Origin of the sequence: Mycobacterium persicum, from assembly GCF_002086915.1 — a bacterium.
Lineage (GTDB): Bacteria > Actinomycetota > Actinomycetes > Mycobacteriales > Mycobacteriaceae > Mycobacterium > Mycobacterium persicum.
Window position 1 is genome coordinate 194,053 of sequence record NZ_MWQA01000001.1, and the last position, 6,658, is coordinate 200,710.

8 protein-coding genes are annotated in these 6,658 nt (G+C 64.3%); 4 read left to right on the forward strand and 4 right to left on the reverse strand.

Annotation, left to right across the window (positions count from 1 at the left end; genetic code table 11):
• Nucleotides 1–8 precede the first annotated feature (8 nt).
• The gene (locus tag B4U45_RS00880; RefSeq protein WP_075548489.1) at nucleotides 9–1,307 is read right to left on the reverse strand and encodes a cytochrome P450; all 1,299 of its coding nucleotides are present in this window, start codon (nucleotides 1,305–1,307) and stop codon (nucleotides 9–11) included.
• A 420-nt stretch (nucleotides 1,308–1,727) separates the two neighbouring features.
• Between B4U45_RS00880 and B4U45_RS00885 the strand changes: the two genes are divergently transcribed.
• The 3 genes from B4U45_RS00885 (at nucleotide 1,728) to B4U45_RS00895 (ending at nucleotide 2,735) form a co-directional block, all read left to right on the forward strand.
• The gene (locus tag B4U45_RS00885; RefSeq protein ID WP_075548521.1) at nucleotides 1,728–2,135 is read left to right on the forward strand and encodes a hypothetical protein; all 408 of its coding nucleotides are present in this window, start codon (nucleotides 1,728–1,730) and stop codon (nucleotides 2,133–2,135) included.
• A gap of 17 nt (nucleotides 2,136–2,152) precedes the next feature.
• Nucleotides 2,153–2,446 carry a hypothetical protein gene (locus B4U45_RS00890; protein WP_075548488.1) on the forward strand — a complete coding sequence of 98 codons (294 nt, stop codon included), beginning with the start codon at nucleotides 2,153–2,155 and terminating at the stop codon, nucleotides 2,444–2,446.
• Nucleotides 2,447–2,516: 70 nt separating this feature from the next.
• Nucleotides 2,517–2,735, forward strand: coding sequence for an Rv1893 family protein (locus B4U45_RS00895; RefSeq protein ID WP_023364230.1), 219 nt, complete (start codon nucleotides 2,517–2,519; stop codon nucleotides 2,733–2,735).
• A gap of 35 nt (nucleotides 2,736–2,770) precedes the next feature.
• On the opposite strand, the gene B4U45_RS00900 is transcribed toward B4U45_RS00895, so the two are convergent.
• Together B4U45_RS00900 and B4U45_RS00905 are read right to left on the reverse strand one after the other, a co-directional pair.
• On the reverse strand, nucleotides 2,771–3,901 hold the full coding sequence (locus tag B4U45_RS00900; RefSeq protein WP_083155892.1) for a nitronate monooxygenase: 1,131 nt from the start codon (nucleotides 3,899–3,901) through the stop codon (nucleotides 2,771–2,773).
• Between the two features lie 100 nt (nucleotides 3,902–4,001).
• On the reverse strand, nucleotides 4,002–4,466 hold the full coding sequence (locus B4U45_RS00905; protein ID WP_075548520.1) for a hypothetical protein: 465 nt from the start codon (nucleotides 4,464–4,466) through the stop codon (nucleotides 4,002–4,004).
• A 102-nt stretch (nucleotides 4,467–4,568) separates the two neighbouring features.
• Here B4U45_RS00905 and B4U45_RS00910 point away from each other — a divergent pair, with 102 nt between their 5' ends.
• Nucleotides 4,569–5,306, forward strand: a complete 738-nt coding sequence (locus B4U45_RS00910; RefSeq protein ID WP_075548486.1) for a glucose 1-dehydrogenase — start codon at nucleotides 4,569–4,571, stop codon at nucleotides 5,304–5,306.
• A 7-nt stretch (nucleotides 5,307–5,313) separates the two neighbouring features.
• On the opposite strand, the gene B4U45_RS00915 is transcribed toward B4U45_RS00910, so the two are convergent.
• A partial coding sequence (locus tag B4U45_RS00915) for a B12-binding domain-containing radical SAM protein (protein WP_219859282.1) occupies nucleotides 5,314–6,658 on the reverse strand: 1,345 nt, incomplete at its 5' end.

Consider the following 6,658-nt stretch of genomic DNA (forward strand, 5'->3'; position numbering starts at 1 on the left):
GCTCAAGCTCAATGTGCCACAGGGCATTTCGTCGACGCGGTGCTGTGATAGTCGACCTGCCAGTGCTTGATTCCGTTCAGCCAGCCGGACCGCAGCCGTTCGGGCTTGCCTGTCGACTCCAAATCGGGCATGGCGTCGGCGATGGCATTGAACATCAAGTCGATGGTCATCCTCGCCAAGTTGGCACCGATGCAGTAATGCGCGCCGGTGCCGCCGAATCCCACGTGCGGATTGGGGCTACGCAGAATGTTGAAGGTGAACGGGTCGTCGAACACCTCTTCGTCGAAATTGGCTGAGCGGTAGAACATCACCACTCGCTGACCCTTCTTGATCCGCACCCCGGACAGTTCGTAGTCCTGCAGCGCGGTCCGCTGGAACGAGGTGACCGGGGTGGCCCACCGCACGATCTCGTCGGCCGTGGTAGCGGGTCGCTCCCGCTTGTACAGCTCCCACTGGTCGGGAAAGTCGGTGAAGGCCATCATGCCCTGGGTGATGGAGTTGCGGGTGGTCTCGTTGCCGGCAACGGCCAGCAGAATGACGAAGAAGCCGAACTCGTCCTCGGAGAGCTTGTGTCCGTCGATGTCGGCCTCGACGAGCTTGGTCACGATGTCCGGCCCCGGGTTTTTGGCCCGGTCGGCCGCCATGTGCATGGCGTACATGATCAGTTCGACCGAAGCGGTAATGGCGTCATTGCTGGCGAACTCGGGATCCTGGTCGCCCACCATCTGGTTCGACCAGTGGAAGAGCTTCATCCGGTCTTCCTGGGGCACGCCGAGCAATCCGGCGATGGCCTGCAACGGCAGTTCGCAGGACACCTGCTCGACAAAGTCGCCGGACCCCTGCGCCGCAGCGGCCTCGACGATGCGCCGGGCGCGCTCGTTGAGGTCGTCGCGCAGCCGCTCGACGGCCCCCGGCGTGAAGCCGCGGGAGATGATCTTGCGCAACCGGGTGTGCTGCGGGTCGTCCATGTTGAGCAGGACGAACTTGCCTCGTTCGATCTGCTCGGCGACCGTGCCGTCTTTGTAGCGTGGCAGCGCAGTCTTTTGCAGGCTGGAGAAGATGTCACTGCGGCGCGAGATCTCTTTGACATCTTTATGTTTGGTCACCACCCAATAGCCGCCGTCGTCGAAGCCGCCGCAGCCGATCGGCTGTTTGTTCCACCATATCGGCGCGCATCGGCGCATCTCGGCCAGTTCTGCCACCGGCAGGCGCTCGGCATAGATGTCGGGGTCGGTGAAGTCGAACCCGGGAGGCAGGTTGGGTACCGGCTTGGCTGTTGGCTTGGCGGTTGACTTGGCTGTTGACAAAGCCCACTCCTCAATATGAATTCTGCTAGTGGTCGTCTACTGCCAATAATCCATTGCTCCACCTGAGATGGGAAGCATCGACGCAACGTGGCGAATGCCGAACTGTAACGTGTTCAGCCGCCTTGGCCAGCAGCCGCGGATGCGCCCCGACGAGCTCGCGCGTTGTTCCCGGTGCTTGTGGTCCCGACCGGTCGGGAACGCGTTCGGCGGGCGGGGGAGCGGCCTAGCCTGGGGCGACGGATGCCGACCGACTGTCGCCACCATCGTGGCGGCGGATTGTCCGGTGATCAGCGGGTAGCGGGAAATGCCCTGGTCACCTGCCCCACATCGACAAGATCGGCGTGGGTCACGGCGGCTGTTGTGGGCTACGCCACAGTCGTTATGCTGTGGTGAAACTAGCCGGTGCATGAAGGGGTGGACATGATTCGGGAACTGTTGACCACCGCTGCGGTCGCCGGGGCCGCGATCGGCCTAGCCCCGGTCGCCGGCGCCGATAACGGCCGCTACCCGGGCGATGTGCCGGGCATGAACTATGACGCCTCGTTGGGAGCGCCGTGTGACAACTACGAGCGCTTCATCTTCGGCCGCGGCACCAGCGGCCAGGCCGAGGCCTGTCATTTCCCGCCGCCGAACCAGTTCCCGGCAGCCACCACCGGTTATTGGGTGATCTCCTACCCGCTGTACGGAGTGCAGCAGGCGGGCGCCCCGTGCCCGGGTCCGCAGGCGGCGGCGCAGACGCCGGACGGCCTGCCGATGTTGTGTCTGGGAGCGCAGGGATGGCAAGCCGGGTGGTTCACCGGGGCCGGGTTCTTCCCGCCCGAAGGATGATCGGTTGACCTAGAGCGATGACGACCGACCGCACGCCAGCCGAGGCTCCGATGCCACGATGGTTGCGGTTGGTCCTCGCGTCGGATCGGGCGGGCTCGGCATGGTACGTCGGGACCGGTTTCTTCTTTGCGCCGGTGCTGGCCCTGGTGTCACCGTGGCCGGCGGTCACCGCGGTGCTGTGGTGGATCATCGCGCTGGCGGGGTTATGGCTGGGGCTGCTCGGCATCGCGATGGCCGTCGGGCTGGCACGCGTATTGCGGTCCGGCGAGGAGATTCCGGAGCGCTACTGGCGCACGCTGGTCGACTACTGACCCGGAAACTCAGGCCCCTTGTGGGGCTACAGTCGTAGCAAGCATCCCGTCAACGAATTAGGAGCCTCCGATGGCCATCAATCCCAAAGATGCAGTCGACGCAGCCAAGGACATCGCGACCAACGCCGTCGAGAAGGCGTCGGACATCGTCGAAAACGCCGGCGACATCATCCGCGGCGACATCGCCGGGGGCGCCAGCGGCATCGTGCAGAGCTCGATCGACATCGCCACCCACGCGGTCGACAGAGTAAAAGAGGTATTCACCGGCAAGGACGACGACCTGGACTAATGGGTCTAGCCGGTGCTCGGGCGTCTCAGGACGTCTCAGACGGTCGCGGCGGCGTTGAGCTCGTCGAGCCGGTTCGTTGCCTCGAGGTACTCCTGCACCCACCGCTGGATGACGGAAGCGGTCTTCTCGACCTTGGTGAACTGACCGACGACCTGCCCGATGGGATTGAACGCGACGTCGACGCTCTCGTTGGGATATTTGTTGGTGGCCCGCACCGCTATACCGGACACCATGTACTGCAACGGCATGCCCAGCGGTTTCGGGCTGTCCGGCTGCTCCCAGGCCTCGGTCCAGTCGTTGCGGAGCATCCGAGCCGGCTTACCGGTGAATGACCGGCTGCGCACGGTGTCACGGCTGCTGGCCTTGGCATAGGTGGCTTGCTGAACCGGAGTGTTGGCGGCTTCCTCGACCATCAGCCACTGCGAGCCGGTCCAGGCTCCCTGTGCGCCCAATGCCAACGCCGCCGCGATCTGCTGGCCGCTGCCGATGCCCCCGGCGGCCAAGACCGGTACCGGGGCCACCTCCTTGACCACCTGCGGCCACAGCACGATGGAGCCGACCTCGCCGCAATGCCCACCGGCCTCCCCACCCTGAGCGATGATGATGTCGACGCCGGCGTCGGCATGCTTTCGGGCCTGCGAGGGCGAGCCGCACAACGCCGCAACCTTGCGTCCGGCGTCGTGAATGTGGCTGATCATGTCCGCCGGTGGAGTGCCGAGCGCGTTGGCGATCATTGCCACCTTCGGGTGTTTGAGCGCCACTTCAACCTGCGGGGTGGCCGTCGCCTCGGTCCAGCCGAGCAGCTGCAAGCTTTCCTTGTCGCCGTCCTCGACCGGCACACCGTGATCAGCGAGAATCTTGCGGGCGAAGTCCAGATGCTCCTGGGGCACCATCTTGCGCAGTGTCTCGGCCAGTTCCTCGGCAGACAGATGCGAGTCCATGCCTTCGTATTTGTTCGGGATCACGATGTCGACGCCGTACGGGTGATCGCCGATGTGCTCGTCGATCCAGTCCAGCTCGATCGCCAGCTGCTCGGGGGTGAAGCCGACGGCGCCGAGCACGCCGAATCCGCCGGCTTTGCTGACAGCCACGACGACGTCACGGCAGTGGGTGAAAGCGAAGATCGGGAACTCGATACCGAGGTCGTCACATATGGCGGTGTGCATGCCTGCTCCTAGGACGCGCGCCGAATTGAAACGTGTTCTAGTTTAGTACGGTAGCGGCTGGCGCGGCCAGCAAGGTGGCGCACGTCGCGACTAGGGCCCTTCAGCGGGCGACGCTGTATGCCAGCCATAGGAGCAGAAACACCAGCATGAAACCGACGCAGACGAGGTGATCCCGGCAGATGGCTCGCGCGAAGCGGGTCTGTTCGGCAGGACCATCGACGCGCTTTCCAAGTCGAACCGCGCGGGGAACCGTGTGCACCGCGGCCAGCCCGACGGGGATACCGGCGAGAACGGCCGACGCCGCCACCAACCAACCGGGCTCGGGACCGCGCACGGCCACGAACGCCAGGCTGCCCACCAAGATCACCATCACCAGCGCGATCAGCCGGCTCATCGGGCGCGACGTGGTGGTCGCGCGGTGGTAGTAGCCCGCAATGGACGCCAGCACCGGCTCGGGCAGTTGGTCGCTCGTGTGTCGGTAGCGCAGAACCTGGATGTCGAAAATCAAATCCATCCACAAGACAGCGAGCAAGAACCCGCCGCAGGCCGTGAGTAACGGGGCCACGACGCTCATTCACCTCCCTTTGGCAACCGGCGCCGTTCGCTGGTCGCGACCCAGTCGAACAGCCTCTCGCACCGCGATGTCCTGCGAGTAGCCTGGCCCGTCATGGGCCGGGTGGACAACAAGGTGGCACTGATCAGCGGTGGTGCTCGCGGGATGGGGGCCTCCCATGCCCGGTTGCTCGTCGCCGAAGGCGCCAGGGTGGTGATCGGTGACATTCTCGATGACGACGGCCGGGCCCTGGCCGGCGAGTTGGGCCCGGCGGCGCGTTACGTCCATCTGGACGTGACCCAACCGGGGCAGTGGACGGCGGCCGTCGAAACGGCGGTGGGGGAGTTCGAGAAGCTCGACGTCCTTGTCAACAACGCCGGGATCATCAACTACGGTCCGCTCAAGACTTTTGACCTGACCAAGTGGCGACAGATCCTCGACGTCAATGTCACCGGCACCCTGTTGGGTATCCAGGCTGTTATCGACCCGATGATCGCTGCCGGCGGCGGTTCGATCATCAACGTCTCATCCATCGAGGGCCTGCGCGGCGCGGCGTGGGTGCACGGGTATGTGACGTCGAAGTGGGCGGTGCGCGGGTTGACCAAGTCCGCGGCATTGGAGTTGGCGCCCAACAACATTCGGGTCAACTCGATTCACCCGGGACTGATCCGCACCCCGATGACCGCCAAACTGCCCCAGGACATGCTCCACATCCCGCTCGGACGCCCCGGAGAACCCGAGGACGTGTCGACGTTCGTGCTGTTCCTGGCCAGCGACGAGTCGTCATATGCCACCGCCGCCGAATTCGTCGTGGACGGCGGCGTGATCGCCGACGTTTCACACAAGCAGTAGCGGGCCGTCACCCGGCGCTGCGGGCGCTGGCATCCTCCCATTGGTCGAGGCGGGCCAGGAAGAAGGCTTCGGCCTCGTCGTAGCTGATGTTCGCGTCGGGGGCGATGCGGGCGACCAGGTCGGCGTAGACCCGGGCGGCTTCGGGGTCGACGAAGTCCCATTGCCCCAGCGGCCATTCCGCACTCAGATATCCTGCCGCCGAATACGCCTGGTACAACGGCGTTCCCGGATACGGCGTGATCTTGCTGAGAAGCTTGAAGGGATGCCGGTATTTGGTTGCCCGCAGCAGCCGGGCGGTTTCGCGTAGCTCCTCGGGACGCACCGTGGGGTGAAACATGATGGTCCCGGGGATCACATCAATGCCCAACTGCAGCAAGGCATTGATGGTGTCGGCGGCGTCTTGGCCACGGTTGATGATCTGCTTACGGTAAGCGCGCAACTGATCGTAGGAACCGGTCTCCAACCCGACGAACACCCGCCGCAAACCCGCCCGGTGCAAGTGCCTGAACACCTCAAGGTCGACCACCGAATCCAACCGGATATCGATCATGAAGCTGACATCGATACCGCGGCCAAGCATCGCCGAGGCAAACTCGACCGCACGCTGCTGCGAACCAGGATGCTTGGACACAAACAAATCATCGGTAATCGACACAAACTCGATACCGAAATCCGACACCAGATAACCGATCTCGTCGACCACCGCATCCACCGACTTGACCCGATAACTGCTGCGCCCCAACATCGCCGACACCGCCCCGGTCCCACAAAACGTGCACCGATACGGACAACCCCGACTGGCGAACACCGACGCGGCAAAACCATCGCCGAGCACCGTCGGCAACTCCTCGCGCGCCGGCCACGGCAATTCGTCGAGATCAACCAACCTCGACGGCGAACACACCACCCCACCGCGCCCGTCGCGGCGCGCCAGCCCCGCAACATCCGCTAGCCCCGCACCATTGACCACCGCCAAAGCCAACTCGGTAAACGCCACCTCGCCATCGCCGACCACCACGAAATCAAAACAGTCATACTCAGCCAAAATGCGCTCGTAGTTCAGTGTGGCGATCACATTGCCCAACGCGATCTGCACACCCTCCCAGCACTGACGCGCCCGCCGCGCCAACCACAACACCTCGGCAAAGGTATCGATACACGAAAACCCCACCAACCGCGGCACACCCGCGACCGCCACCGCAGCCTGCATCGCCTGCCACGTCTGCTCCACACCCTCATGCCCGGCCACCAAACCATTGACCGTCACGACCTCAAGCCCACGCGCCCTGGCGTAAGCCTTGATCGACATCAACCCCAAATGCTCCATCGGCATCGACGAATACACCCACGGA